The sequence below is a fragment of the Glutamicibacter sp. JL.03c genome (genome assembly GCF_025854375.1).
Taxonomy (GTDB): domain Bacteria; phylum Actinomycetota; class Actinomycetes; order Actinomycetales; family Micrococcaceae; genus Glutamicibacter.
The window spans coordinates 954948-981750 of sequence record NZ_CP107575.1 but is presented as its reverse complement, the minus strand read 5'-3'; the positions used below and the strand labels follow the sequence as shown (position 1 = coordinate 981750).

The window sequence follows — 26803 nt, the reverse complement described above, 5'->3', positions numbered from 1 at the left end:
TTATTTCACAAACAATTCAAGCAGAGGGATTTACTCCGCTTCTCCACTTATTCGCTAAAAAGATGAACCTTCAAACTTCAGGTCAGCTGGCAATTTACCACAGGATCAGTAGGCAAGGTCGAAAAATGTCGAAAAAATCTCATCCTCGCAAGACTTGGGTTTCTCGACTTGCATTAACTAATTGCTTTATGTTGTTAATAGATTCTTGTTAGGTGAGCCTGACCAAATATCCATTGACTCTATCTGAGGAGCATGCTCTTGGGTGCCTCACTACCTACCCTGCAAATCCCTGATGTTCCCCTCCCGCTCTACGACGACGCGCTGTTGTGCTCGGAGACCGTAGAAGCCTACGAAGAAGCATCACGCCATGCTGTATCCTTCGTCGCCGAGAGATTCGCGACTACCAGCGCCCCTACCACCGGGCCGACACCGCAGCAGATGGCAGCGAAGATCAACCATGTGGATCTTCATTCGCCCTTGGGCTCGACTGAACAGTCCTTCAACGAGCTGACCGCCCTGTACCTCGACGACGCGGTCTACTTCCATGACACCAAGTACGCCGCCCACCTCAACTGCCCCGTAGCCATCCCAGCGGTTGTTACCGAAAACTTCGTCACCAGCATCAATACCTCGATGGACACCTTCGACCAAAGCGCCGGCGCCACCCTGATCGAGCGCAAGCTGGTCAGCTTCACCGCAGAACTCATCGGCTATGATCCCAGCACCGCTGACGGGATCTTCACATCCGGCGGCACGCAGTCCAATCTCCAAGCCATGCTCATCGCCCGCAATACCGCAACGGCCAGGCTCGAAGGTTCCCTGCCCGAACGCCTGGCGAAATTGCGGATCTATTGTTCCGAAGACGCGCACTTCTCGATCCGCAATGCCGCGATGCTGCTGGGGCTGGGCTATGAAGCAGCGGTCGCCATCCCTACCGATGCCCAGCACCGCATGGATGCCCAGGCCTTGCGCGACCAGCTGGCCGAAGACCTCGACGCAGGCCTGATCCCCATGGCCATTTCCGCCACTAGCGGCACTACAGACTTCGGCGCCATCGACCCTCTGGCCGAGCTACGCCAGATCGCAACCGAGGCCGGCGCCTGGCTGCATGTGGACGCCGCGTACGGCTGCGGGCTGCTCGTGTCGAGCCGGCACCGCCATCGGCTTAGTGGAATCGAGCAGGCCGACTCGGTCACCGTGGATTACCACAAGTCCTTCTTCCAGCCCATCGGTTCCAGCGCCCTGATTGTTCGCTCGGAAGCGAGTTTCGAATCCATTGCTCACTACGCCGAATACCTGAACCCGGCCGCCGAGGCCGCCGCCACCCCCAACCAGGTCTCCAAGTCCCTGCAGACCACCCGGCGCTTCGACGCGCTGAAACTGTGGGTCACCCTGCGCACGCTCGGCGCCTCGCGCCTGGGCGAAATGTTCGACCAGGTCATTGCGCTGGCCGAAGACGCCCAGCAAGAGCTCGCCATGCGCTCCCAGCTCCATCTGGTGGCTGACGTGCAACTGAGCACCTTGGTCTTCTCTTTCGAAGATCCTCAGCACCGCCTGGATCTGGCCGAGCATAATGCCTTGGCCAACCAGATCCGCCAACGGCTCTATGCGAGCGGCGAAGCCATGATCGCAGCCACCACGGTGGCCGGCAAACGCCTGCTCAAGCTCACCTTGCTGAATCCCAACACCACGCTGGCTGACATCAGCGAGATCCTCGATGCCATTTGCCGCATCGGCACCGAAATCCTGGCCGAACGCACCACCGGAGACAACTAATGAATCAACCAAGCGAGCACTTCGACGTCATCGCCATCGGCGCCGGACCCTTCAACCTGGGATTTGCCGCCTTGACCGACGGCATCGAGGACCTCAAGGTCGCCGTCCTCGACGCCGCCGAAAAATTCGTCTGGCACCCGGGAATGATGCTTCCCGGAACGCATCTGCAGGTACCCTTCATGGCGGACCTGGTCACCATGGCCGACCCCACCAACAAGTACTCCTTCCTGAACTACTTGAAGGGACAGCAGCGGATCTACCCGTTCTACATCCGCGAAGACTTCTACGCCCTGCGCCAGGAATACTCCAACTACCTGGCCTGGGCCGCCGAAAGCATCCAGAGCGTCCGCTTCGGGCATCGGGTGCTGGAGTGCGAATACCGCGATGGCCTCTATAATCTCTCGGTGCTCACCGAGGCGGGAATGAGCCGCTTCACCGCGCAGAAACTGGTGCTCGGCACCGGCACCCAGCCCTACCTTCCACCAGTGATCAGCGAAAACGCTTTGAGCACCGGCAAGGTGGTGCACTCCAGCGACTACCTCTTCGAACGCGACGGGCTCGTGGCCTCCACCGGCTCTGCCCGCGCCAAGGTCACCTGCGTGGTGGGCAGCGGGCAAAGCGCGGCGGAAATCTTCCTGGATCTGCTGCGCAGCCTGCCGGAAGAAGACCACTTGATCTGGGCCACGCGCTCCGAGCGCTACTTCCCGCTGGAGTACACGAAGCTGACCTTGGAAATGACCTCGCCCGAATACATCGACCACTTCCACGGCTTGCCGATGGCCAAGCGCGATGAGCTCTCCTCCGAGCAGAAGGGCCTGTACAAGGGAATCAACGCGGATTTGATCAACGAGATCCATGAGGAACTCTACGAACGCAGCATTGCCGCCCCGGCCAACGTGCACCTTCGCACCGGCTGCGCCGCCACCAGCATCACCGCAGATGACCAGAACATCTACGTCTCGCTGCGCCATGAACGCACCGAGAAGGACCTGGACTTCGCGGTCGACAACTTGGTGATGGCTACCGGCTACCGCGCCGGCGTGCCCGACTTCCTGGGCGGGATCACCGAACGCATCAGCTACCTGGCCGACGGCCGCTTCAACGTGGACCGCGAATACTCCATCGGTCTGGAACAGGACATCTTCGTGCAGAACGCCGAACTGCATACCCACGGCTTCACCGCGCCCGATCTGGGCATGGGTGCCTACCGCAATTCGGTGATCATCAACCGCCTGGCCGGACGCGAGGTGTACCAGGTCGAAGAACGCATCGCCTTCCAGGAGTTCGGCGCAGCGGAACTGACCGGACTGCCCACCGCCGCCCCTGCCACCTCGCACGCCTAAGGACACCACCCCATGACGACCTTCACTTTCCGCTCCGTCGACCTGCCGCACGACACCGCCTTGCTCCATTCCTGGATCGCCACCGAGCACGCCGCCTTCTGGGGCATGCCCGAAGCCACCCGAGAACAGATCGCCACCGAATACAGCTCCTTGCTGGCCACCGACGACTATGAGGTCCTGCTCGGGCTCGATGAATCAGGTACCGCCCGGTTCCTCGTCGAGCTGTACAACCCGGCCACCTCGCCACTGGCACAGGCTTATAACTACGTGCGAGGCGATCGCGGGCTGCATTTCCTGGCGCCGGCCAGCGAACAGCCGCAATCGGGGTTCACCCGTGACGCCATGACCGCCGCGGTGGGCCATGCCTTCACTCGTTCTGGCATCGAGCGGATCATTGTCGAGCCGGATGTGCGCAACAAGGCCATCCACGCGCTGAACGCCCGCGTCGGCTTCCGTCCGGTCCGCCCGATTGAGTTGGCCGAACATGATGGCTCGATCAAGCAGGCCTTGCTATCGATCTGCACCCGCAACGATTTCGAAGCCGCCACCGGCCACAACCTGGGTTCGTCCTTCCTCTCCCCCGCGCGCTGGGAAATCGCCCATCGCCACGTGCTGGCCAAGGCCCTGGGCGAGTTTTCCCATGAACGATTGCTGGAACCGGCCGATCACGGCGATGGCACCTATTCGGTGCAGAAGGACGGGCACCGCTACCTCTTCGCCGCACGCCAATTCCAGCTCAATCACTGGCTGGTCCAGCCAGCCAGCCTGGAGCACCACGAATTCATCAACGGAAGCTGGCAGCCCTCCGAGGTCGATGTCATCGATTTCGTGACCCGTTTTTATCAAGAGCTCACGCTCTCCGAAGCCCAGCTGCCGACCTATCTGGAAGAGCTGTCCTCGACGCTGTCCAGCCATTGCTACAAGCAGTCCCATTCCACGCACGATTCGGCCGCCCTGGCCCAGTTCCCTGGCACCGCGGCCCAGTCCTTCCAGCTGGTCGAGTCCTCCATGACCGAAGGCCACCCCTGCTTTGTCGCGAACAATGGCCGCATGGGCATAGGCCGCAGCGACTACCTGCGCTATGCGCCGGAAACCGGTGCCGCAGTGAATCTCGGCTGGGCCGCGGCGCATAAATCCCGCGCCCGGTTCGATGCCATCGACACCCTGGACTACGAAGCCCTGCTCTCCAGCCAGCTGGATGACGGCGAGCGCGAAGAGCTGGAACAGGCGCTGGCCCGGGCGTTGTTCGGCACTGGCTACCCAGCCGAGGACTACATCCTGATGCCGGTGCACCCTTGGCAGTGGGAAAACCGCCTGTCGGTAACCTTCGCGAACGATATTGCGCGCAAGCAGCTGATCTGGCTCGGCACCAGCCACGACGAATACCAGGCCCAGCAGTCCATCCGCACCTTCTTCAACCTTTCGGATCCGACCCGGCACTATGTCAAGACGGCGATGTCCATCCTGAACATGGGCTTCATGCGCGGCTTGAGCGCTGAATACATGAAGGTCACCCCAGCCATCAACCAGTGGCTGGGAGAGCTGTTCGAGAGCGATCCGGTGCTCTCTACCCAGCCAGTAGCCCTGCTGCGGGAAATTGCGGCCGTCGGCTACCGCAATCCGCAGTTCGAAGCGGCGACCGACAAGAGCGCAGCGCAACGCAAGATGCTCGCTGCCCTTTGGCGCGAATCGCCGATCAACCTGCTGGAAGAGGGCCAGACCCTGGCCACCATGGCCAGCCTCCTGCATGTGGATTCACAGGGCAAGTCCTTCGCCGCGGCGCTGATCCGGCGCAGCGGTTTGGACCCTGCCCAATGGCTGGCCCAGTACTTCGACGCCTATCTGGTGCCTTTGGTGCACTGCTTGGCCGCTTACGATCTGGTCTTCATGCCGCACGGCGAGAATGTGATCATGATTCTGGAAAACGGCGCGGTGAAGAAGGTGCTGCTCAAGGATCTGGGCGAAGAAATTGCGGTGCTCTCCGACCGGGTTCAGTTGCCGGAAGACATCCGCCGGGTGCGCACCGGTGGAGATCCGGTTCTCTCGGTCTTCACCGACGTATTCGATTCCTTCTTCCGTTTCCTGGCACCGCTCCTGGATCTCGAAGGCATCATGCCCGAACAGGACTTCTGGAAGATCGTGGTTGAACGACTGCTGGATTATCGTGCCGAGCACCCAGAATTTGCGCAGCGCTTTGACGAGCTGGGGCTCTTTGAGAAATCGTTCCCGCTCTCTTGCCTGAACCGATTGCAGCTGCGCAACAACCAGCAAATGCTGGATCTGACCGACCAGTCCGGCGGCCTGCTCTACGCCGGCGACCTGGATAACCCGTTGGCGTTTGCAGTGCTGGCCGCCAACTAGCGCCCATCAAAATTTGCATCGCGTCGCACAGTATTCGTGCGACGCGATGCTTTCTGCGCTCCCGGCCTCACAAAAGCCTCAAGCGGAGTTCTTCAACTGCTTCGCCCTCCAACTCCCGCAGGAATGCTGGCCTGCCTGCCATAACCATCACCAGATCCAATAGCTGGCCGCGCACTACAGCTCCGTGTCCGGCGGTGAAGGAGTCATCCGTGGCGACGAGCTTGAGGCCTTTGACCAAAGTCCTGCTGTTAACGGCAAAATCCCGCGTGGAATAGAACCGGGCAACTTCACGAACCGCGGCAGGGTCTGGTTCCAGCTTCAGGCCCAGCGCGACGGCAACGTCCTGGCTGTGGACCACGATTTCTCCCAGCAAACCCGGCACCGAATTGAAAACCGCCCTGGATTGAACGCAAGATCTATCAAAATTTTCCAGCGTTTGCTTTGCCGAGGTCCCCCAATATTTTTTCAAGAGCCGATCGTTGTGCCGATCAGTACTAAATCCGCTGAGCACCATATTCAGCAGCCATTGGCCCGTCCCGGTTGAACCTGCCGCCGCGAGGTGCGCGGCTACATGGCGAACGCTCCAGGCCCGGCATAACGTTGTGGTTTGCCACTGGTACGGGTCGAGGTCATTCAAGAGCCGCGAAAGCCTCTCGCGCTCGCTTCTCACCAATTCCCACAGCTGTGTGGATTGCATGCGGCTTACTCCTCGGTGGTTGACTGTTTCCCTACCCTATCGACCAGGTTGTTCTTGCAGCGCTTTTGATTTGCGCCCGTCATGCCGATCTTTGGAAACGCGCGCCAGGCCGCTGCAAAAAATTCTCGGTAGTAAGTGTTGCTATATACCGCTACTTAGTTCTACTATCTACTTGTACTCAATAACACTAAGTAGATAGGAGGTTCGCGATGGCATCACAAATGACCGAGATGCTCAAGGGAACCCTGGAAGGAATCGTCTTGGCCATCTTGGCCGAGCGTCCGGCCTACGGCTACGAGATCACCACCGGATTGCGGGATCGCGGTTTCACAGATCTCGCTGAAGGAACCATTTATGCGCTCCTGGTGCGCATTGAGCAGAAGAAATTGGTTTCAGTTGAAAAGGTGCCCTCCGAAAAAGGGCCGCCACGCAAGGTCTTCACCTTGAACAACACCGGAGAACAGCAGCTCTCGGACTTTTGGGCTACTTGGAACGTATTAGTCTCCCGCATCAATGCCCTGCCCCACCCCGACGGCAACGACGAAAGCAGAGAATCATGACCGCCAAATGGATTGAAAACATCACCGGCTCCCTCGAGCAAAAGAAGCAGTACAAGGAACAGAGCACTCGCCTCAAATCATTGCCCCAGCCCTACGCCAAGGCCGCTCTGGGCATCCATCGATACCTGCTGGCCCAAAGCGGGATCACCGATGGGGACACCATGGTCACGATGTTCACCGACCTCGCCGACCTCTTTGAACAGGCCGCCGCACATGGCACCGCCTTGCGTGAAATCACAGGCAGCGATCCTGCTGATTTTGCCGACGATTTCGCATCAGCCTACGGCGGCCAGCGCTGGACCGACAAGGAACGCAGGCGCTTGGCTGAAACCATCGACGAAGCCGAACAAGACACGTGAGGTGAATGATCATGAACGCAACCCCTGCGGAGAGTCCCGTTGTCGAGGTCCATGGATTGGCCAAATCATTCAAGGATCACCGGGTCCTTGACGGAGTTGAATTTTCGGTCCCAGCGGGCAGCATTTTTGCCTTGCTAGGTTCCAACGGCGCCGGGAAAACCACACTTGTGCGCATTCTCGCGACCCTGCTACCGGCAGATTCAGGGTCGATCACGGTCTGCGGAAACGATGTGTCCCACTCCCCGGGGAAAGTTCGCGAGTCTATCAGCCTGACCGGGCAGTTCGCGGCGGTCGATGACGTTCTTACAGGTCGCGAAAACCTCACCCTCATCGCCCGGCTGCGTCGAGTAGCAGACCCGACGGCCGCCGCCGACGCGCTGCTGGAACGTTCTGGCCTCACCGAGGCCTCGAACCGGCCAGCTGGCACCTACTCCGGTGGCATGCGGCGAAGGCTGGATATTGCCATGAGCCTTATCGGCTCCCCCGATCTCATCCTCCTCGATGAGCCAACCACCGGGCTGGATCCGCAGGCGCGTCGCGAAACCTGGCAATCCATCCGCACCTTGGCGGCGGACGGAACTACCATCCTGCTCACCACGCAATACCTCGATGAAGCCGAGGCCCTGGCGGACTGGATTGCAATCCTGCACGAGGGATCGATCATCCATCAAGGGACGCTCCCCCAGCTTCAAGCACTGCTTCCGCCAGCGCCAACGGAGCTGATCACCAAAAAACCCACGCTGGAGGAGATTTTCCTCGAGCTCATCAGCCGCGCATCGCGGCCAGAGCGGAGCGAAACATGAGCATCGCGTCCTTGTACGAAACCCGAATTCTCACCGGCCGCTCAATGCGCCACATCTTGCGCAGCCCCGACACCATCATCACCACCGCGGTGACACCGGTTGCCATGCTGCTGCTGTTTGCCTACGTCTTCGGCGGTGCTATTGATACGCAAACCACCGAGCCCTATGTGAATTACCTGCTGCCTGGGATCCTGATTATCACGATCGCCTCAGGTGTTGCCTACACTTCTTACCGGCTATTTCTGGACGTGCGTGACGGGCTGGTGCAGCGCCTGCGCGCCATGCCCATCTCGCGCTCAAGCGTCCTGTGGAGCCATGTGACTACGTCCTTGATATCCAATTTGGCCTCGATGGCTTTGGTTCTGGCCGTAGCTCTCATCATGGGGTTTCGCACGAGCGCCTCGTTCGCCCAGTGGCTTGGGGTCATTGGATTGCTCTGCCTCGTCACCTTGTCGATGACTTGGATTGCGGTCCTTGCAGGCCTCAGTGCAAAATCCGTTGATGGAGCGAGCGCCTTCAGCTATCCGCTCATCTTCCTGCCCTTGATCTCATCAGCGTTCGTGCCCACCGATTCCATGCCAGCTCCGGTGGCCTGGTTTGCCGAGCACCAGCCGATCACCGCAATCGTCGAGTCCCTCAGAGCCCTGCTGGCTCAGGAGCCAGTGGGAACCAATCTCCCGATCGCCTTGGCTTGGCTCGTTGCCGTCGCACTACTGGGTTGGGGTGCAGCAACGCGTGTCTTTCGAACGAAAATCTCCAGCTAGGCAATTCAATAGCCGGCGGAACGCCAACCCCCGGTCAAGTGCGCAATGGGAGCCGCTGAATAGAGCATTGCTGTGCACCGCGGCCCATCCAGAACCTTGCCGCTCACATCGGACAGGTGTTTGCCCATGGTCGGCGGTCCCCCTACAGGCCGCAGGACCCGAAGACCTGGTGGACCTAGGCGCGAGGCAGGGTCAGGATTTCCGCGCCGGTTTCAGTGATGGCGATGGTGTGTTCGGTGTGCGCGGTGCGGCATCCGGTGGAGCTACGCAGCGTCCATCCGTCCTTGTCCATGATGAGCTTGTTGGTATCAGTCATAATCCATGGCTCCAATGCCAGCAGCAGTCCTGGGCGCAACTGGTAGCCGCGTCCGGGGCGGCCATCGTTGGATACGTGCGGATCCTGGTGCATGGTCGAGCCGATGCCGTGGCCGCCAAATTCGAGGTTCACCGTGTACCCGGCAGCTTTGATGACCGATCCCATGGCGTAGGACAAATCGCCGATCTTGGCATCCGGACCGGCCGCGGCAATACCGGCGGCCAGGGCCTGCCGGGTGGTTTCGATCAACTTCCGGTCTTCCTCGGTGCCCTCGGCGCCGACAACAAAACTGATCGCCGCATCGGCGGCAATGCCGTTGAGCTTGACCGCCAAGTCCAGGCTCAGCAGATCGCCTTCAACCAGGGCGTAGTCACGTGGCAGACCATGAAGCACCGCATCGTTTACTCCAGTGCAGATATAGTGCCCAAACGGGCCGTTGCCGAAGGCCGGAGCGTAGTCCACGTAGCAGGACTCGGCGCCGGCCCCCAGGATCATCGCCTTGGTCCACGCATCGATCTCCAGTAGGTTGGTTCCGACGTGGACCCGTTCCTTGAGTGTCGCCAGGATCGTTCCGACCAAAGCTCCGGTTTCGCGGGCCTTATCCACTTCTGCAGGTGTGAGAATTTCAATCATGCCAATAACTATACCGGTCATATAGTACCGGTACTATAATTTTCCTATGGTCCGATTACCGCTCACCGCCAAAGAACTTGAACAAGGGAAGATCCTTGGATCTATCCTGCGACGCGCGCGTGGCGAGCGAACCATCCTGGATGTAGCCCTCGAAGCGGGTCTCTCCCCCGAAACCCTGCGGAAAATCGAGACCGGGCGCGTGGCCACCCCGGCATTTTCAACGATCGCCGCCGTGGCAGCCGTGCTGAACCTGTCACTCGACCAGCTCTGGTCAGCACTGAACCAGCCGGGCGATCTAGATTCTCCCGAACCTCGGTCCAGGCAGCTCGCCCACCGCTAGGACGGAATAACCACCCGAAACTACTTGTTGGCTCAAGTATGAAGAACATCGGATTCTTGTCCTTCGGCCATTGGACCGACCATCCGCAGTCAGGCACCCGGAGTGCTTCGGATGCCCTGCTGCAGGCCATCGACCTCGCGGTGGCCGCGGAAGAACTGGGCGCGGACGGCGCGTATTTCCGCGTGCACCACTTCGCCCAGCAGTACGCCTCACCGTTCCCCTTGCTGGCTGCCATCGGCGCTAAAACCAGTCGCATCGAAATCGGCACCGGCGTCATCGACATGCGCTACGAGAATCCCTTGTACATGGCCGAAGACGCCGGCTCAGCGGACCTGATCTCCAATCGCCGGCTGCAGCTGGGCATCAGCCGCGGCTCACCCGAGCAGGTTATCGACGGCTGGCGCCATTTCGGTTTCGAGCCGCAAGCCGGCGAGTCCGATGCCGATATGGGACGGCGCCACACCGAGCGGCTGCTCGAAGTTCTCTCCGGCGAGGGCTTTGCCGAGCCCAATCCCAACCCGATGTTCTCCAACCCACCAGGGCTCTTGCGGATCGAACCGCATTCTCCGGGCCTGCGCGAGCGCATCTGGTGGGGCTCCGGATCGAACGCCACTGCGGTATGGGCCGCCAAGCTGGGCATGAACCTGCAAAGCTCCACGCTGAAGGATGACGAATCGGGCAAGCCCTTCCACGTCCAGCAGGCCGAGCAGATCCAGCTGTACCGCGATGCATGGAAGGAAGCTGGCCATGAGCGCGAGCCTCGTGTCTCGGTGAGCCGAAGCATCTTCGCCCTGACCGATGAACGCGACTGGCAGTACTTCGGCCGCGACCGCTACAGTTCAGACCAGATTGGCAACATCGATGCGAAGACTCGCGCGGTGTTCGGCAAATCCTATGCCGGCGACCCGGACGAGCTGGCCAAGAAGCTGGCCGAAGATGAAGCCATCGCCGCAGCCGATACGCTTCTGCTGACCGTTCCCAACCAGTTGGGCGTCGAGTACAACGCGCACGTCATCGAGTCGATCCTCGCCCATGTCGCCCCGCAGCTCGGCTGGCGCTAACGACGGTAATAGTTACGCCGATTCGCCGGGCAATTAAGCCCGCCGGTCACTGGTCACTAGGCTAGGGCCATAGGAACTGAACTTTCGGACGAGGAACAGGGAGAAACTCATGAGCAATCCATTGAAGGTCGCCTTCATCAAGGCAAGCTGGCACGCAGATATTGTCGATCAGGCACTGGCCGGATTCACCGCCGAGATGGACGCCTCAGGTACCGGATACACCATTGATACCGTCACCGTCCCTGGCGCTTACGAAATGCCGCTACAGGCACAGCGCCTTGCCAAGAGCGGAAAGTACGATGCGATTGTCGCCGCCGCACTGGTTGTCGACGGCGGCATCTACCGCCACGACTTTGTCGCCCAAGCCGTAGTCGACGGGCTAATGCGCGTCCAGCTGGATACCGACGTGCCGACGTTCTCGGTGAGCCTGACCCCGCACCATTTCCACTCCAATGATGAGCACCAGACCTTCTACTTCGAGCACTTCCTGAAGAAGGGCGCCGAAGCAGCTCGCGCGGTTCGAGCCGTGGCAGCCATCGAACTCTAGTCTCCAGCAGACGGTCATCAGGCGCGTTGCTTACTCCTCATCTCGTGGGACCAGGCAGCGCGCCTGAGCTGCACCTATCCTGTCCTTCTGCTTCAGTACGATCAGGACATGATCGATTTTAATAATTCTTCAGTCTTCAAATTGGGCCCTTGGGATCTTGCACAAGTAGCACCAGAAATCATGCCCATGCTCGTTGCCGGCGAAGAACTGCTTGCTGCGTTTAAAGGTGCTCGCGACTACGTGGTTTTCACCAACAAGCGGCTTATCGCCGTCAACGTCCAGGGAATGACCGGCAAGAAGCGCGATTACACTTCGTTGCCCTATTCGAAAATCCAGACTTTCTCTGTCGAGACAGCGGGATCTTTCGATCTCGACGCAGAACTGGATCTTTGGTTCAGTTCTTTGGGCAAGGTCCGTCTGGAGTTCAAGGGCAAAGTTGATGTTCGGGCCCTGTCGCATTTGATCGCCAGCTACGCACTATAGCTACGCTGGCGCGCAAGTAACTTCCCTCATGCGCTTACCATGAGAATTCCAGAATATCCTTGTTCACTGGGCAAGTCTCTTTCCCGAATCCACCGCCTTCGTTACAGAATGCATGTATGCACAGCACAGCAGAACGTTCTCAAGGTCGCGATACCCTGCGCTATGTGCGCCTCATGCTGCTCGTGGTTCCCCTGCTTCTAGTGGTGGCCATCGTGATTTACGGCCTCGTGAATCACCGCATCGAGGACTCGCTCAGTTCCTACTACCTGGGCCCTGCCAGAGATCTGTTCGTGGCCATGCTGGTGACCACCGGAGCCCTGCTGGTGGTGTACAGCGGCGAGGAGCTGGAGGATTATGCACTGAATTTGGCGGGGTTCTACGCCATGTTCGTCGCCCTGGTTCCCACCAAGCTCGGCGAGACGCTCTCCACGCTGGCCCCAGGCGAGCAAAGCAAATTGATCCTCTCGGTTCGCGTGGCCATCGTTGCCGTTTTGGTGGTGAGCGCGGCTTTTGCCTGGCTGGGGATCAAGACCGCCCGTACCCCGCACCAAGCCCTGGCACATAGCTCCTTGACCAAGACCTTGGGATGGGTCAGCACCGGCCTGCTCGCCGTATTTGTCGTGCTGCTGCTCTTCAGAGCCATCGAAGGAAAAACCTTCGCATGGGTTCATGCCAGCGCGGCGTTTTTGCTGATCTTCTCCATGGGCATCGCCATTGCCAGCCATTTAGGCCACGCACCCATGTGCCCAGCTGATACCAGCGGCGGCACTCCGAACCGATATCGCATCATCCTCGGACTGATGGCGCTGGGTTTGATCGCTTGGCCGATCCTGCTGCTCTCCGGCATTGACGAAGCCCTGTTCATCGTCGAGTGGTTCCAGATAGGGCTGTTCGCCTACTTCTGGTATCTGGAATCACGGCGCCTGTGGAACCCGGCCACAGGAAAATAAAAAATCCCGACTCGCTTTCGCGAGCCGGGATTCTTCGATGAGCTCCTCCAACTGGACTTGAACCAGTAACCCTTCGATTAACAGTCGAATGCTCTGCCAATTGAGCTATGGAGGATTGCAACGAGATATAACTTTACCGAAGATTTCCGCTAATGCAAAATCGATCCCCTAGGTGCCCCGCAGGATCCTGCGGCGCATCTCCAGCTCCATCAATTCCCGGTTGATCTGGGCGTATTCCTCGCCTTCCGGCTCCATCTCGGCGCGCTGCAAACGGCCGATCAGCTCAGCCTTCCGGTGTGTGATTTGAAGCTCAATCAATCCGTTGATGATGTCGGCGCAATAGCGGTTCAGGCTGTGCTCATCCGAGGCCGGAATGCTGGTCACCGCCAGCTCCGAGACGAAGCTGCGCAGCTGCTCGGGAACTTCATCGCGGATCACTTCCACCCACGAGGTGGCCGAAGCACCAGCGCTAGAAGCTGCAACAATTCCGTCATGCACCGCCGAATGGGCCGGCGCCATGAACCTCGCCTCGTAGAAGGCCTGCCATTGCTCATCCTGCAAGCGCTGCGGCTGCTGGATCACCACTTCCAGGGCCTGGCGCTCCAGGCGCATGACCGGGTCGCGTTGATCCGGGCGCTCAAAAGCCGGCGCAGCCACCGGCTGCTGAGCACCCTGGGCCGGGGCCGGCAGCTGCTGCTCGGCATTCTTGGGCAGCCGGGCCCGCTTGATCGACGCGCCCACCGAGCGGTTCACGTCCTCGTTGTTCATGCCAAGCCAGCCAGCCAATTCGCGGGCGTAGGCCGGGCGGATGGCCGAGTCCTTGATCTGGGCGACGATCGGAGCGGTCTGGCGCAGCGCCTGCACACGGCCTTCCACCGTATTCAGGTTGAACTTCTTCAGCTCGGCCCGGATCGCGAACTCGAACAGCGGGCGCTTGAGCTCGATCAGCTCGCGCACCGCCTCATCCCCGCGATGCAAGCGCAGATCGCAGGGGTCAGCCCCCGTAGGTTCCACGCAGACATAGGTCTGGGCAATAAAGCGCTGGTCTTCCTCGAAGGCGCGCAGCGCGGCCTTCTGCCCGGCGGCATCGCCGTCGAAGGTGAAAATCACTTCTCCCCCGGTGCCGTCATCCTGCAGCAGCCTGCGGGCGATCTTGATGTGGTCGGTGCCGAAGGCCGTGCCGCAGGTGGCCACCGCGGTGGTGATCCCAGCCAGGTGGCAGGCCATCACGTCGGTGTACCCTTCCACCACCACGATCTGCCGGCTCTTGGAGATCTGCTTTTTGGCCAGGTCCAGGCCGTAGAGCACCTGGGACTTCTTGTAGAGGGAAGTCTCCGGGGTGTTAAGGTACTTCGGGCCCTGGTCATCCTCGTAGAGCTTGCGTGCGCCAAAGCCGATGGTCGCCCCGGACAAATCGCGGATCGGCCACATGACCCGGCCGCGGAAGCGGTCGTAGATCCCGCGGTTGCCCTCGGAGAACATGCCGGTCAGCTTCAGCTCGTCATCGGCAAAGCCCTTGGCACGCAGATGCTTGAGCAGTGCATCCCATCCCTTGGGCGCGTAGCCGACGGAGAATTGCGCGGCCACTTCCGCATCGAAGCCGCGCCCGGCCAAAAACTCCCGCCCGGCGGCCCCCTCCTCGGTGGCCAGCTGCGCGCGGAAGAATTCTTCGGCGATCTTGTGCGCGTCCACCAGGCGCTGTCGCTTGCCATAGTCCTCGCGGCGCGGACCTGGTCCACCGTCCTCATAGTGCAGCTCGTAGTTGATCCGGGCGGCCAACAGCTCCACGGTTTCGGTGAACGAGGAGTGGTCCATCTTCTGGATGAAGGCGATCACGTCGCCCGATTCGCCGCAGCCGAAGCAGTGGAAGGTGCCCAGCTGCGGGCGGATGTGGAAGGAAGGGCTGCGCTCGTCGTGGAAAGGGCACAGGCCCTTGTACGAGCCGATGCCCGCGGATTTGAGCGTGACATAGGATTCGACGACCTCGCGCAGGTCGGTGCGGTTGCGCACCTCGTCGATATCTTCACGCTTGATCAGCCCTGCCATGATTCCCTTCTAGAACAGTTGCGCTTCAGGGGCTACGCCCTTGACCAGATATGAATGCCACTCGGTGGCCGACACGTCGGTGAGTGAGGCGACCTGGTCGATCACCACGCGCAGCTGGGCGGCCTCATCGGCCGCATCTTCCCAGTCCGCGGCGAAGATCGGCTCCAGATTGTCCTTGCCGGTCTCCACCAGCAGCGCCACCAGCTCGGCCAGCAAGGTGCGCTGGTCCAGATACAGCGGCTGGCGCACTTCGGAGGTCATCACGTAGCTGGCGGCGATGCCCTTCATCACCGCGATTTCGTGCACGGTTTCCTCCGGCACGATCAGGCTCGCGTTATAGCGGGTCAGGTTCCCGCTGCCGTAGCGGGCGCGCGTGGCGTCCAGGGCGGCCGCCGCGAAACGCCCGATGAATTGGCTGGTCATATCCTTCAGGCCAGCCATGGAACGGCGTGACCCGTCGAAGTGCGATACCCACTCGTCGCTGGCTTCCAGGCGGCGCAGGGCCGCCTCGATATCGGATTCGCCGGTGGATGGCAGATACCATTCCCGGGTGACCTGCAGGGCCCGTTCCCGCTGCAGATCCTGCTTGAGCCAGCGCAGCTGCAACTGGCCTCCGACGATCGCATCCTCGACATCGTGCACCGAGTAGGAGATGTCATCGGCCAAGTCCATGACCTGGCCTTCCATGCAGACCACGCCCGGGGCGGCTTCGGGAACATCGCGCAGCCAATTGAAGATCGGGGCATCATCCTCGTAGACGCCGAACTTCTTGGTCTTCTTGCCGTTGGCCTCAGGCGCGTCGGCCTTGAGCCACGGGTATTTGCAGGCGGCATCCAGCGAGGCGCGCGACAGGTTCAATCCGGCAGAATGGCCGTTGTGCCTGAAGGTCTTGGTTTCCAGCCGGGTCAGCAGGCGCAGGGTCTGCGCGTTGCCCTCGAATCCGCCGATGCCGGAGGCCAGCTTGTCCAGCGCCTTTTCGCCGTTGTGGCCGAAGGGCGGGTGGCCCAGATCGTGCGCCAGGCACGCGGTATCAACCACGTCCGGATCGCAGCCCAGCGCCGCCCCCAATTCGCGGCCCACTTGGGCCACTTCCAGGGAGTGGGTGAGCCGGTTGCGCACAAAGTCATTCTGGTTCGGCGCGACCACCTGGGTTTTGGCGCTCAGCCGGCGCAACGCCGAAGAGTGCAGCACCCGAGCACGGTCGCGCTCAAAAGCAGTGCGATAGGACTTCTTGGCCGGCTCGGGCACCCACCGTTGCGAATCGGCTTCTGCATAGCCGGGGATCTGAGTCATGTTACCTAGTCTAGTGACATTTAGGGGTGCTCGGCGGTTATCCACGGCGAGCGCCTAGCCGCCGGAAATGTCCAGTTCTGCCGCCTTGATCATTTCGCGGTGCGCATCGGACATCACGCGGTTATCCAGCCAGCCATCAGGCACGTGGGTCTTCTTCGGGTGGCCCGCCCGTCCGCGGGTGCCTTCAGCGGCAGCACCGGGGTACGGCAGGTCCAGATCCAGCTGATCCAGCAGCTCGCGCAGGACAGCCAGGGATGGCACCTGGGCCAGCTGGGAGCGGATTTCGCCGCCGACCGGGTAGCCCTTGAAATACCAGGCGATGTGCTTGCGGATGTCGCGCATGCCCTTGCCCTCGTCCTCGAAGAACTCGGTGAGCAGTTCCCCGTGGCGGTACACGGTGTCAGCCACCTTGCGCACACCGGGACGGAAGCGATCCGCCCGGCCTTCGAACGCGGCCTGCAGGTCGCCGAAAATCCAGGGGCGTCCCTGGCAGCCGCGTCCCACCATCACCCCGGCGGCACCGGTCTGCTCGACCATGTTGATCGCATCCTCGGCGCTGAAGATATCGCCGTTGCCCAGTACCGGCAGGTCGTCCATGGCTTCGCGCAGGGTGGTGATGGCGTCCCAGTCCGAATGACCGGCGTAGTACTGGCCGGCAGTGCGGGCGTGCAGGGTGACGGCTGCGGCCCCGTGATCGCGGGCGATCTTGGCGGACTCCAGGTAGGTCAGGTGGTCCTTGTCGATGCCGGTGCGGATCTTCACGGTCAGCGGGATATCGCCCTTGGCGGCCTCGGAGGTCGCGGCCTCGATGATCGAGGTGAACAGATCGGTCTTCCACGGCAGTGCCGAACCGCCGCCCTTGCGGGTCACCTTCGGGACCGGGCAGCCGAAGTTCAGGTCCACGTGATCGGCCAGGTTCTCGTCAACGACCATGCGCACCGCGGCACGCACGGTGCCCGGGTCCACTCCGTAGATCTGGATGGAGCGGATCTCCTCATCCGGGTCGTGCGAGATGATGCGCAAGGATTCCGGGTTGCGTTCCACCAGGGCGCGGGCGGTCACCATTTCGGTGACGAACAGCCCGCCGCCGTATTCGCGGCACAGCCGGCGGAAGGCGCGGTTGGTCACCCCGGCCATGGGCGCAAGAACCACCGGGGTATCGATGGTGAGCTTGCCCAGCTGCAAGGGCGGCAGCTTCAAGGTGGGGGTGTCATTCGGCGCATCAGTCAGGGTCGTCACCCATCCATTATCGCGCATGCAGGCAAATCGGTAACTGAGATCTTGATCAAATCGTGCCCCGCAGCATCTGGCTTCTGCCCTGCTGCAGGCGGAGAATAGGGCAATGACAAGTAATTTTTCGGTCGCCAGGGTGGTGCTTGTCGTAGTGGCCGCCGCCTGTGTGGCCTTGGTTATAGCCGCGTTGCTTGTGGTTTCGCTGCGTCCGGCACCACAAGCCCACGCGGAGAACACCCCGGAAGGGGTCGTGCAGCGGTATCTGATGGCCTTCGAATCCGAGGATTTGCCTGCCATGCGGGGCTTTGTGCTTCAGGGCGAATCCAGGATGCCGTGCAATCCGGAGCCCTACGCGACGCAGCCGCTGGAGGTGCGGCTGCTCAGCAGCACCGTGGGTACTGCGGACGCTACCGTCCTCACGCGGTTCGATACCGCAGATGCCAGGTTCCTGCCCTGGCCGGATCTGTCCTCCTATGAGGATGCCTTCGAGCTGCGCAAGGTCAATGGGACCTGGCTGATCGACCGCATGCCATGGCAGGTCGGGCTGTGCACCGCCGAGGAGATGGGCTACTGATGGCTGCCGCTACTGATCCAGCTCCACTGTCGCGAAGCAGCAGCATGCTGCGTCCGGTGATCCTCCACGGACTGCTGTTCATCCTGCTGCTGGTCGTGGCCACTGGCCTGTCCGCCCTGCTCACCGCGGTGTTCCATGGGTTCGATGCACAACAGGTCAGCACCGAGCAGCTGGCGATGGCCTTCGCCTTCAGCTTGGTCGGGATCCCGCTGGCTTGGTTGCTGTGGCGCTCCATCCGCAAGCGGCTGGCCCACCCGTCGGCCTTCGACGCGGCGATCTTCTCCTTGCAGGCCTCGGCCACCTATCTTGCCACCCTGGCCGCCAGCAGCTGCGCCGCGTTGGCGGTGCTGTCCGGACTAATTGCTCCTTCCGCTCAAGGCGCATGGCAGCCAACCTTGGGCACGGCTTTGGGATGGGGCGCGGTGTGCGCCTGGCAGCACCGGCAGATCGTGGCCGAGCGGACAGCACCAAGGCAATTCGCGCATCTGGCAGCGGCGGTGGGAAATTACTTCAGCGTGGCGCTCGTCGCACTCTCGCTGGTGGCCTCGCTCAAGGCGGCACTGGAAATCCTGGTCCGGCCGGAAAATGCCTTGGCAGGTGCTACGGGCCTGCAGCATCTGCTGGTTGCTGTGATCTGGCTGGGTGGCGCGTCGGCACTGTGGTTCTGGCATTGGAAACTGCGCCGCGTGCAGAAAATGTCCGATCCCTTCAGCGACGTCTTGCTGATCGCGCTGGGATTGGCCGCACCGGCACTGGCGCTCCTGCTCTCGGGCGCCAAGCTGTTTTCCTGGGTGTGGCCGCAGGCGTGGAGCACCCAGGAACGCACCGGGCTGCTCCTTGCCGGCGGCCCGCAGCTGCTGGCCATCGTCATGGCGGCCGCGGTGATCTGGATCTACCACCAGTTGCAATTGCGTTCCGGATTGCGCTCGGCCGCCGTAGTGAACGCGGCCCGCTTGGTGCTTGGCGGGCTCGGTCTGGCGGTGCTGGCAACCGGCTTGGGCATGATTCTCAATGCGCTCTTCGCGGCAATCGCCGCCAGTGTCACGGCGGAATACCCGGTGCGATTGCTAGGCCATGGCCTGGGACTGCTCATCTTCGGGACGGCGGCTTGGCTAGGGTATTTCAAGCCGCTCAAGCCTTCGCCAGCGGATTCCCGCAGCGTCTACCTGGTCTTGTTCTTCGGAGCCAGTTCCACGGTCGCCCTGATTTCCCTGCTGGTCCTCGGATACCGGATTTTCGAATACTATCTGGAAGCCGGGAATCGCCTTGATTCCCTTCTGGACGCCGTGCGCGTCCCGCTGGGCTGGCTGGTCGCAACCGCTGCCGTGGCTGGCTACCACTTCGTGCTGTGGCGTGCGGACAAGCAGTCCAATGCCGCGTCCTCGGGTACGTCCGCGGTGGACCACAGCTCCGTGACGCGTCGTGCTGTGATCATCGTTGGCCCAGCTGCCTCTGAACCGATGGCCGCACCACTGGCAGCACGGCCCGGGTTGTCGGTGGCGTGGATTGCTTCGGCCGGTCCTGCCTTGGATGACCGGGCCGAGGTGTCGGTGCTGGCGCGAATCGATGAACGCTTGGCAACTGAGGCTGATTCGTTCCTGGCCATTGCCGCTGCTGACGGTTCAGTGCAATTTACCAATCTGGCCTAGTCGCAGGTCGTTCAGCAGCAAATGAACAATAGCTGCATCGATTATGACTTAACTTAGCCTGCCCTAAAAACATCATGATAGTGTGGCTTTTTGTACTTACGTACGAGTGAGTGTCCCCTAATTACGGAAAGTCGCATGACCCTTCTTGCGCCGCATCATCCCGCCAGCGAATCAACCCAGGCAAACGAGGCCCTCCATCCGGCAGGGTTGACCAGCAGCAACGCCTGGAAATCTATAGCCTTGGCGATCTGCCTTGGCTTGCTCGTTGCCGCCGTTTTCGCGTCCCTGGGCATCGGGGCCAAGGCCATTGCACCGATGGAGTCCATGCAGGCATTGCTTGGATCCGGCACTCCCGAAACACTGGTGATCATCAATGAGCTGCGCGTGCCGCGCACCGCGATTGGACTCCTGGCAGGACTCTCGTTGGCTGTTGCCGGTGCTTTGATCCAAGCGCTGACCCGGAATCCACTGGCCGATCCCGGTATTCTCGGGGTCAACGCCGGCGCCGGATTCGCGGTAGTGCTCGCCGTGGCCTTCCTGGGCATCACGCAGATCTCCCAGTACATCTGGTTCGCCTTTGCCGGAGCCGTCGCAGCCACCATCGCGGTCTACGCCATCGGCTCCCGTGGCCGCGGCGGAGCGACCCCGGCCAGGCTGACCCTGGCCGGCGTCGCGCTGGGCGCCGTGCTGGGAGGAATTTCCAACGGGATGACTTTGCTCAATCCCGAGGCCTTCGACCGCATGCGCTATTGGGGCGCCGGGACCTTGAACAACCGCACCATGCCAATGGTGTGGACCATCGCACCTTTCGTCGTGCTGGGCGTGCTCCTGGCGGTGCTGTGCACCCGCTCGCTCAACACGCTGGCCCTGGGCGATGATGCCAGCCTTGCGTTGGGGACCAACATCGGCCTGACCCGTGGATTGGTCATTGTGGCAGTCACCTTGCTGTGCGGGGCGGCGACAGCCGCCGCGGGCCCGATAGGTTTCGTGGGCTTGATGATCCCGCATATCAGCCGCTGGATCGTCGGGCCAGATCAGCGATGGATCTTATGCTTCTCGCTGCTCCTCGGCCCGGTGCTGCTGCTCGTTGCCGATGTGCTCGGCCGCGTCGTGGTCCTTCCGGGTGAAATGCAGGTGGGTGTCGTTACCGCTTTCCTTGGTGCTCCGGTGCTAATTTGGCTGGTTCGGCGGAAGCAGGCCAGCGGACTATGAGCACCGTCGATTTCGGCCCCGGCCACCGCGTTCTGCGCATTGGGCCCATCAGCTTGCGCGTGCAGGCCCGCCGGCTGCTGTTCGCCGCCCTGCTGTGCGCGTTGGCTGCCGCACTGGGACTGTTCGCTTTGGCCACCGGAGACTTCGTGCTCAGCGTGGGAGAAGTGCTCAATGCCTTGGCTGGAACCGGGGAGGCCAGCAGCCAGAGAGTGGTGCTGCAGTGGCGCCTGCCCCGGGTCCTGATGGCACTGGTGCTGGGCGCAGCGCTCGGTGCCAGCGGCGCAATCTTCCAATCCATGACCCGCAATCCGCTGGGTTCGCCGGACGTCATCGGATTCAATACCGGCGCCTATACCGGTGCTCTGGCCGTGATGCTGCTCCTTGGCGGCGGGTACTTCCAGGTAGCGCTTGGGGCGTTGGCCGGCGGCTTGGCCACCGCTGCCGTGGTCTATGCGTTGTCCTACCGGAAGGGGTCCGAGGGGTTCCGGCTGATCATTGTCGGGATTGCGGTCAGCGCGGTGCTGGCTTCGGCCAACACCTGGCTGATCCTGCGCAGCGACTTGGAGGACGCCATGTCCGCTGCCATCTGGGGTGCCGGCTCGCTGAACGCCATCGGCTGGGACCAAGCAATACCGGCCGCGGCCGTCGCATTGCCTCTCGCGCTGTGCGCCATGGCCTGCGCGCGCAGGATGCGCCTGCTGGAAATGGGCGATGACGCGGCGGTAGCGCTGGGCATCAGGGCCGAGTCAAGCAAGCTGGCCCTGCTGGTCATCGGGGTGGCATTGACCGCCTTGGCCACGGCGGCGGCAGGTCCCATCGCCTTCATTTCGCTAGCTGCTCCGCAAATCGCCCGCCGGCTCATGGGCAGCGCCGGGGTGTCGCTGGCATCCTCGGCTCTGCTCGGCGCGGTGCTGCTGCTGGCCAGCGATGTGCTGGCCCAGCGCGTGTTGGCAAATACTTCCCTGCCGGTTGGCGTCGTCACCGTCAGCATTGGCGGGGTCTACCTGATCTGGCTACTACTTCGTGAGGCACGACGCCAATGAGCATCACCCATCCACAGCTATCCGCCGACCAGCTCACCTTGGGCTACGGGCCGGCGGCCATCTCCGAGAACCTCTCGGTGTCCATCCCGCCGGGTTCGTTCACGGTGGTCATCGGGCCCAACGCCTGCGGGAAATCGACGCTGCTGCGGGCCTTGTCCCGGGTCCTGAAACCCGCTTCCGGCCAGGTCATCCTCGATGGCAAGCCGATCCTCTCACTGCCGGCCAAGCACGTGGCGCAGCGGCTCGGGCTGCTGCCGCAGTCCTCGCTCGCCCCGGATGGCATCACCGTAGCGGACCTGGTCGCCCGCGGCCGCCACCCGCACCAGGGCGTATTCTCCCAATGGTCAGCCGCGGATGAGCAAGCGGTGCTCAATGCCATGCACGCCACCGGCACCACCGGGCTTTCCCGGCGGCTGGTCGACGAGCTCTCCGGCGGGCAACGCCAACGCGTGTGGATCGCCATGGTGCTCGCCCAGCAGACTCCCTTGCTGCTGCTCGATGAGCCGACCACCTTCCTGGATATCGCGCACCAGATAGAAATCATGGAGCTCTGCCGCCGGCTCAACGAGCAGCAGGGAAATACGGTGGTGGCCGTGCTCCATGACTTGAACCAGGCCTGCCGGTATGCCACGCACCTGATCGCAATGAAATCCGGCGAGATCATCGCCGCCGGAGCTCCATCCGAGATTGTCACCGAGGAACTGATCAATGAGGTCTTCGCATTGCCCTGCACCATCATCCAGGATCCCGTTTCGCACACACCGCTCGTGATCCCGCTGGGCCACGAAGCCAACTAAGAAGGAAAAGTACATGCAACCAATCACCCGTCGCGCCGTGTTCGGTGCAGCATCGCTGGCCGCGGCGCTGGCCCTGGCCGCCTGCAGCCCGAGCACCCAGGCGGCGCCCCCAGCCAGCAGCGAAGCCGGCGAAGCGTGGAGCTTCACCAGCTCCGGCTATGGGAAGACCATCTCCTTGGACGCCGCACCGAAGTCGCTGGTCGTCGATTCCTACTCGGCCGCGGCCCTCTGGGATTACGGCATCCGTCCTTCCGGCGTCTTCGGCTACGGCCTGAATGAGCCGGGAAGCCTGGCTCTTGGCACGGCCGATCCGGCGCAGATGGAGACCATCGGCCAAGACGGTGAATTCAATCTTGAGAAGCTGCTGGGCCTTGCCCCGGACCTGATCGTGGGCTTCGGCAATGCCGACGGCACCGGGTGGACCTGGTGGGATGAAAAGGTCCAGGCCGAGGCGACCGCCACTGCGCCGTTCGTGGGCATCAAATTCAGCGGCCGGCCCGTCGAGGAGGTGATCGAGGACTATGAGTCCTTGGCGGAGTCGCTGGGAGGCGACGTTGACTCGCAGTCTGCAGCCAAGGCCGACTACGAAGCCAAGCTCGAGCAGTTGCGCACCCTGGCCAAGGACCAGCCGCTGCGGATCATCGCGCTCAACGGCTATGACGACTTGTACGTCGGCCAGAAAACCCTGGGCCAGCTGGCCCTGCTCGACGAACTCGGGTTCGAGATCGTCGGCCCGACCGAAGACAGCGGCTGGGCTTCCTTGAGCTGGGAAAAGGTTGCCGACTACCCCGCCGATGTGGTCCTGAGTTATTCGGGCACCGCCCAGCAGGTCGAGAACCACCCGGTCTTCACCGCTTTGCCCGCGGTCAAGGCCGGCCAGGTGGTCGAATGGGATGACAAGCGTCCCTTCACCTACAGCAGCTATGCGCAATGGTTCGACGAGCTGATCTCAGTGCTCAGCACAGCCAAGAGCCTGGGCTAGAGTCCTGGCTCACCAGGGCACCAGCGCCGCCCTTCCGGCACCCTGCGCGTCTTGGCGCGTCAGGGTGCCGGGACCGGCGGAACGATCCCGGTCAGGCGAGCACCCCCAGCAGCACTCCCCCGAGCCCCGAGATGGCAACCACGATCCATGGCACCATCTTCCAAGCGGTCAGCAGGACAAAGCAGAGCAGCGCCAGCACGAACGCGGGAGCGGAAGTAATCGCCGAGGTGAAGACCGGGTCGTAGAGGGCGGCGGCTAGCACGCCGACCACTGCTGCATTGGCGCCGCGCAGGATAGCGCGTGCCGCCGGCCAGTGGCTCAGCCGATTCCAAAATGGCAGAACGCCCAGCAGCAACAGGAATCCCGGAAGGAAGATGGCCAGCAAGGCAATGGCCGAGCCGAGCATGCCGCCGGGACCTGATTCCACGAAGACGCCGAGGTATGCGGCGAAGGTGAACAATGGTCCGGGCACGGCCTGTGCCGCGCCGTAGCCGGCGAGGAAATCCTGGGAACTGATCAGCCCGGGATCCACGAGCGCGCTTTGGAGCAGCGGCAGCACCACATGGCCGCCGCCGAAGACCAGTGCGCCGGAGCGGTAGAAGGCATCGATGAACGCCAGCAGATCCCAACCGGTGGCCCAGGCAGCCAGCGGCAATCCGAAAAGCAAAAGAGCGAACAGCGCCAGGCAGCTGATCCCCAACGACCTTGAGACCGGGAACTGCAGGACAGTCGCTGGACCCGGATCCGCATCACGGCACCAGAAGTATCCAGCTACGGCGCCGAAGGCGATGGCCAGCAGCTGTCCGAAGGATCCCGCCCAGAGCAGTGCCGAGGCGGCAGCCGCCACGGCGATAGATGCACGTGTCCGATCCGGTGCCAGATTCTTGGCCATGCCCAATACCGCTTGGGCGATGATGGCGACCGCGACGATTTTCAGGCCGGTCAGCAGCCCGGTCCCGGCTGGACCGGCGAACAGTGACGAGCCGAAGGCGAAGACCGCGAGCAGAACCGCGGAGGGAAGGGTGAAGGCCAGGAACGCCGCCGAGGCTCCGCGCAGGCCGGCGCGGTGCAGGCCGAGGCCGAAACCTACCTGGCTGGAGGCCGGGCCGGGCAGGAACTGGCCCAATGCGACCAGCTGGGCGTATTGCTGGTCATCGAGCCAGCGGCGCCGGTCCACCAGTTCGGTGCGGAAATATCCCAAGTGGGCGATGGGACCGCCGAAAGAAGTAAGGCCGAGCTTGAGGAAGACCTTGAAGACCTCGCTGGCCGAGCCCTTGTCCAGCTGCTGTGATTCCATGAATTCCAGCTTAGGCGTGAAAGGGAAACGGACAGTGAACAACCACAGCGCGGCAGGCTATTCGCGCACTGCGACCGGGCTGCGGTCGCTGGATTCCTGTGCGCTGCGCGCCCCCGGGAACGAGGCCAAGCCAACGGCGAGCAGTGTCAGCACGGTGCCCGTGGCGGTTGCGGCCGTGACGGAGGATCCCAGGGCCGGGGGAAATCACATCCAGGACCAGGAAGCCGACAGAAGTTGACCAGGGTCGCCGTCGTGGCACCGCCATAGGGTGCCACTGGCTCGCCGTTGGCCGCAGGCTGGAAGCCCATGAGCAAGCCGAGGATGCGCAGGGCATTGATCTTTCGTGGCGCGGCCCCGCCAAAGCCCACCCGGTCCATGAGCATGGAACCGATCGCCTGGCCGGTTGCCAGGCAGACAGTGAACGCCGCGACGCCGATGCTCGGCACCTGCCGCACGGTGTTGAGCACCCGGGGTACGGCGAGGGCCAGCAGGATCAAGGCCGCCAAGCCGGCTCCGAAGCTGATGGTTGATGCCGCCATGGCATCTCCCAGCTACGCGCCCAGCGCCCCGTTGATGCGCGACTGCACGCACAGCGGCAGGCCGGAGGCGAAGGAGAACAGCACGAGAAAGAACGTGCCGCCGGTGCGGCGCTGCGTGTCACGCAAGCTGCTTTCGTGCCAAAGGGCAGAAGGGGCCGAGAGGACGCAAAAGCGGGACCAGTTCACGAACCTGGTCCCGCTTGAGCTGGCACTACTTGGCTGCGTCGCTGGCCATGATATGCGTGGTCGAAATGACCGTGGCCTGCTCAACCCCCGCCAGCGCGTCAATCAGCGAAGCCAGGATGAACATGGACGAATCCACTTCCAGCTTCACCGGATACTGGTGGATCAGCATCGCGACCATATCGCGCACCGCCTCGGCCACCTCGTCATCACTGAAGGCCGGGTTGTGTCCCACCAGCACATCCGAGGGAGCGTCCTCGCGCGCTGGTACGTAGCTGACTGCGAAGGCCAGCGGCACCCCGCCCTCCCGCTTGGGCTTATCGCGCAGCACCAGGGCCGCTTGGGCGCCGGTATGCTCGTCGAGCAGCATGCGCTGGGCCGAGCCAACGGTCATCTGGGCTGGATCCCACTGCTCGTGGACCTTGTTGTAGAAGTCCATGACCAGCTTGGTCAGCTCGACGCTGCCCGTGGACAGCTCCTCGATCACCCGGTCGTTCGTATCGAACACCGGTTCTGCCAAGGCGCCCGGCTCCAGGATCACATCGCGCGAGACCTGGATTTCGCCCAGCCCCAAAGCCCTGCAGAAACCTGCCGCCGCGGTGGCCGGATCGCCCGGGGTCACGGTGTAGCGGGCCTTGAGCTGCTGGACCTGATCGGCCGGGATCTGCTGGCGCAGCTGCTGGACCAGGGCGGTGCCCACGCCGGAGCGGCGCTGATCGGCAGCCACCTCGACGTAGAGCCACAAGCGCTGCGGGTGCAGCGAGGAGGCGAAGACCACGCCGGCACCGATTGCTACGCCATCGATGCTGGCCACCAGCGTGCGGGAGAACAGCGCATCGCTGTTCTCGCGCAGCATGGTGCGATCCTGGTGGGCCTGTGGCGAGCGCGGATCACCGAAAACCTGCAGCAGCTCCAGGTCATCCCCGTTGCGCCAGGGCCGGAATTCCAGTTCGTTCATCGGG

Annotated in this window: 26 protein-coding genes and 1 tRNA gene; 18 read left to right on the top strand and 9 right to left on the bottom strand. The window is 62.4% G+C overall.

The window, feature by feature from the left end:
* Window positions 1-258: 258 nt before the first annotated feature.
* Genes OF385_RS04510 through OF385_RS04500 form a run of 3 tightly spaced genes read left to right on the top strand, consistent with a single transcriptional unit; the run spans window position 259 to window position 5480 of the window.
* Window positions 259-1776 (top strand): pyridoxal phosphate-dependent decarboxylase family protein, encoded by a 1518-nt coding sequence (locus tag OF385_RS04510; protein ID WP_264277183.1) that lies wholly within the window; start codon window positions 259-261, stop codon window positions 1774-1776.
* Window positions 1776-3119 carry a lysine N(6)-hydroxylase/L-ornithine N(5)-oxygenase family protein gene (locus tag OF385_RS04505; RefSeq protein WP_264277182.1) on the top strand — a complete coding sequence of 448 codons (1344 nt, stop codon included), beginning with the start codon at window positions 1776-1778 and terminating at the stop codon, window positions 3117-3119. The genes OF385_RS04510 and OF385_RS04505 overlap by 1 nt, the downstream gene beginning before the upstream one ends.
* A gap of 12 nt (window positions 3120-3131) precedes the next feature.
* Window positions 3132-5480, top strand: a complete 2349-nt coding sequence (locus OF385_RS04500; RefSeq protein WP_264277181.1) for a GNAT family N-acetyltransferase — start codon at window positions 3132-3134, stop codon at window positions 5478-5480.
* Between the two features lie 67 nt (window positions 5481-5547).
* On the opposite strand, the gene OF385_RS04495 is transcribed toward OF385_RS04500, so the two are convergent.
* Complete coding sequence (locus OF385_RS04495; RefSeq protein ID WP_264277180.1) at window positions 5548-6177, bottom strand: maleylpyruvate isomerase family mycothiol-dependent enzyme; 630 nt, start codon at window positions 6175-6177, stop codon at window positions 5548-5550.
* Between the two features lie 209 nt (window positions 6178-6386).
* Between OF385_RS04495 and OF385_RS04490 the strand changes: the two genes are divergently transcribed.
* The 4 genes from OF385_RS04490 to OF385_RS04475 are packed head-to-tail and all read left to right on the top strand — an operon-like array spanning window position 6387 to window position 8663.
* The gene (locus OF385_RS04490) at window positions 6387-6737 is read left to right on the top strand and encodes a PadR family transcriptional regulator (protein ID WP_264277179.1); all 351 of its coding nucleotides are present in this window, start codon (window positions 6387-6389) and stop codon (window positions 6735-6737) included.
* The gene (locus OF385_RS04485; RefSeq protein WP_264277178.1) at window positions 6734-7096 is read left to right on the top strand and encodes a DUF1048 domain-containing protein; all 363 of its coding nucleotides are present in this window, start codon (window positions 6734-6736) and stop codon (window positions 7094-7096) included. Before OF385_RS04490 ends, OF385_RS04485 begins: the two co-directional genes overlap by 4 nt.
* Before the next feature lie 11 nt (window positions 7097-7107).
* Complete coding sequence (locus OF385_RS04480; protein WP_264277177.1) at window positions 7108-7899, top strand: ABC transporter ATP-binding protein; 792 nt, start codon at window positions 7108-7110, stop codon at window positions 7897-7899.
* Window positions 7896-8663: an ABC transporter permease gene (locus OF385_RS04475; RefSeq protein ID WP_319019236.1), complete on the top strand. Its 768-nt coding sequence runs from the start codon at window positions 7896-7898 to the stop codon at window positions 8661-8663. The genes OF385_RS04480 and OF385_RS04475 overlap by 4 nt, the downstream gene beginning before the upstream one ends.
* A 175-nt stretch (window positions 8664-8838) precedes the next feature.
* On the opposite strand, the gene map is transcribed toward OF385_RS04475, so the two are convergent.
* Complete coding sequence (gene map, locus OF385_RS04470; RefSeq protein WP_264277176.1) at window positions 8839-9612, bottom strand: type I methionyl aminopeptidase; 774 nt, start codon at window positions 9610-9612, stop codon at window positions 8839-8841.
* A gap of 46 nt (window positions 9613-9658) precedes the next feature.
* Between map and OF385_RS04465 the strand changes: the two genes are divergently transcribed.
* From OF385_RS04465 to OF385_RS04445, 5 genes are all read left to right on the top strand, one after another.
* Window positions 9659-9952, top strand: a complete 294-nt coding sequence (locus tag OF385_RS04465; RefSeq protein WP_264277175.1) for a helix-turn-helix domain-containing protein — start codon at window positions 9659-9661, stop codon at window positions 9950-9952.
* A 38-nt stretch (window positions 9953-9990) separates the two neighbouring features.
* Window positions 9991-11013 carry an LLM class flavin-dependent oxidoreductase gene (locus tag OF385_RS04460; protein ID WP_264277174.1) on the top strand — a complete coding sequence of 341 codons (1023 nt, stop codon included), beginning with the start codon at window positions 9991-9993 and terminating at the stop codon, window positions 11011-11013.
* Between the two features lie 109 nt (window positions 11014-11122).
* A complete protein-coding gene (locus OF385_RS04455) occupies window positions 11123-11560 on the top strand; it encodes a 6,7-dimethyl-8-ribityllumazine synthase (RefSeq protein WP_264277173.1) in 438 nt (145 codons plus the stop codon).
* 108 nt (window positions 11561-11668) lie between these two features.
* Window positions 11669-12043: a PH domain-containing protein gene (locus OF385_RS04450; RefSeq protein ID WP_264277172.1), complete on the top strand. Its 375-nt coding sequence runs from the start codon at window positions 11669-11671 to the stop codon at window positions 12041-12043.
* A gap of 116 nt (window positions 12044-12159) precedes the next feature.
* Window positions 12160-12993 carry a hypothetical protein gene (locus OF385_RS04445; protein WP_264277171.1) on the top strand — a complete coding sequence of 278 codons (834 nt, stop codon included), beginning with the start codon at window positions 12160-12162 and terminating at the stop codon, window positions 12991-12993.
* A 42-nt stretch (window positions 12994-13035) separates the two neighbouring features.
* Here OF385_RS04445 and OF385_RS04440 read toward each other — a convergent pair.
* From OF385_RS04440 to dusB, 4 genes are all read right to left on the bottom strand, one after another.
* Window positions 13036-13108, bottom strand: a tRNA-Asn gene (locus OF385_RS04440).
* A gap of 53 nt (window positions 13109-13161) precedes the next feature.
* On the bottom strand, window positions 13162-15039 hold the full coding sequence (gene dnaG, locus OF385_RS04435; RefSeq protein WP_264277170.1) for a DNA primase: 1878 nt from the start codon (window positions 15037-15039) through the stop codon (window positions 13162-13164).
* Between the two features lie 9 nt (window positions 15040-15048).
* Window positions 15049-16332: a deoxyguanosinetriphosphate triphosphohydrolase gene (locus OF385_RS04430; protein WP_264277169.1), complete on the bottom strand. Its 1284-nt coding sequence runs from the start codon at window positions 16330-16332 to the stop codon at window positions 15049-15051.
* 54 nt (window positions 16333-16386) lie between these two features.
* The gene (gene dusB, locus OF385_RS04425; RefSeq protein WP_413468088.1) at window positions 16387-17589 is read right to left on the bottom strand and encodes a tRNA dihydrouridine synthase DusB; all 1203 of its coding nucleotides are present in this window, start codon (window positions 17587-17589) and stop codon (window positions 16387-16389) included.
* A gap of 85 nt (window positions 17590-17674) precedes the next feature.
* Between dusB and OF385_RS04420 the strand changes: the two genes are divergently transcribed.
* From OF385_RS04420 to OF385_RS04395, 6 genes are all read left to right on the top strand, one after another.
* A complete protein-coding gene (locus OF385_RS04420) occupies window positions 17675-18139 on the top strand; it encodes a hypothetical protein (RefSeq protein ID WP_264277167.1) in 465 nt (154 codons plus the stop codon).
* Window positions 18139-19788: a DUF5671 domain-containing protein gene (locus OF385_RS04415; protein WP_264277166.1), complete on the top strand. Its 1650-nt coding sequence runs from the start codon at window positions 18139-18141 to the stop codon at window positions 19786-19788. Before OF385_RS04420 ends, OF385_RS04415 begins: the two co-directional genes overlap by 1 nt.
* Window positions 19789-19923: 135 nt before the next feature.
* The gene (locus OF385_RS04410) at window positions 19924-21000 is read left to right on the top strand and encodes an iron chelate uptake ABC transporter family permease subunit (protein ID WP_264277165.1); all 1077 of its coding nucleotides are present in this window, start codon (window positions 19924-19926) and stop codon (window positions 20998-21000) included.
* The gene (locus tag OF385_RS04405) at window positions 20997-22043 is read left to right on the top strand and encodes a FecCD family ABC transporter permease (RefSeq protein WP_264277164.1); all 1047 of its coding nucleotides are present in this window, start codon (window positions 20997-20999) and stop codon (window positions 22041-22043) included. Before OF385_RS04410 ends, OF385_RS04405 begins: the two co-directional genes overlap by 4 nt.
* Complete coding sequence (locus tag OF385_RS04400) at window positions 22040-22840, top strand: ABC transporter ATP-binding protein (RefSeq protein ID WP_264277163.1); 801 nt, start codon at window positions 22040-22042, stop codon at window positions 22838-22840. The genes OF385_RS04405 and OF385_RS04400 overlap by 4 nt, the downstream gene beginning before the upstream one ends.
* Before the next feature lie 13 nt (window positions 22841-22853).
* Window positions 22854-23822, top strand: coding sequence for an ABC transporter substrate-binding protein (locus OF385_RS04395; protein ID WP_264277162.1), 969 nt, complete (start codon window positions 22854-22856; stop codon window positions 23820-23822).
* Between the two features lie 91 nt (window positions 23823-23913).
* Here OF385_RS04395 and chrA read toward each other — a convergent pair whose 3' ends face one another.
* The 3 genes from chrA to OF385_RS04380 all read right to left on the bottom strand — a co-directional run bounded on the left by chrA (window position 23914) and on the right by OF385_RS04380 (window position 26799).
* Complete coding sequence (gene chrA, locus OF385_RS04390; RefSeq protein WP_264277161.1) at window positions 23914-25119, bottom strand: chromate efflux transporter; 1206 nt, start codon at window positions 25117-25119, stop codon at window positions 23914-23916.
* Window positions 25120-25265: 146 nt separating this feature from the next.
* Window positions 25266-25658: a DMT family transporter gene (locus OF385_RS04385; protein ID WP_264277160.1), complete on the bottom strand. Its 393-nt coding sequence runs from the start codon at window positions 25656-25658 to the stop codon at window positions 25266-25268.
* Window positions 25659-25869: 211 nt separating this feature from the next.
* Window positions 25870-26799, bottom strand: a complete 930-nt coding sequence (locus tag OF385_RS04380; RefSeq protein WP_264277159.1) for a GNAT family N-acetyltransferase — start codon at window positions 26797-26799, stop codon at window positions 25870-25872.
* Window positions 26800-26803: the final 4 nt, after the last annotated feature.